Annotated in this window: 1 protein-coding gene; it reads right to left on the reverse strand. The window is 56.0% G+C overall.

Annotated elements, in window-relative coordinates; all coding sequences use genetic code 11:
* On the reverse strand, nucleotides 1-445 hold a 445-nt coding region (locus D7X55_RS41065), incomplete at both ends, for an extracellular solute-binding protein (protein ID WP_121725758.1).

A 445-nucleotide genomic window follows, 5' to 3' on the forward strand; every position in this document is an offset into this window, starting at 1 on the left:
GTATACCCTCGCGAGCAGGATCGGACGTGACTGTGGGGGTAAAACCATCCGCCCCCACATTTTGGCCACCCCACCCATTAATGAACATGGACGTGTTGACGGTGAGCCCCTCATACTGCTTCAACTGGCTCACAAGACAGTCCAGCTTATGCCGGGTAGCGATAGCACAATCCTGGGTGAGTTCCCGCCACGTATGCGGCGGATGCTTAATAAGATCACTGCGGTAGAAAAGAAGCTGCCCATTAGTGTTTTGGGGGGCAGCGTAAACAGTGCCCGCATAGGTGGCGGACTCCACGGTGGCGGGCAGAAGATGCGTCATAGCAACAGCCATATCCCCCTTGAGGGGCTGCAACCACTGGTGGGCGGCAAAACTAGCAGTATCAATAACATCCAGGGCAATAACATCGAATTCCCCGGAGCGTGCCTGCAGCGACTGCACTAGCGT

Source organism: Corallococcus sp. AB049A (assembly GCF_003668885.1).
In the GTDB taxonomy this organism is placed as follows: Bacteria; Myxococcota; Myxococcia; order Myxococcales; family Myxococcaceae; genus Corallococcus; species Corallococcus interemptor.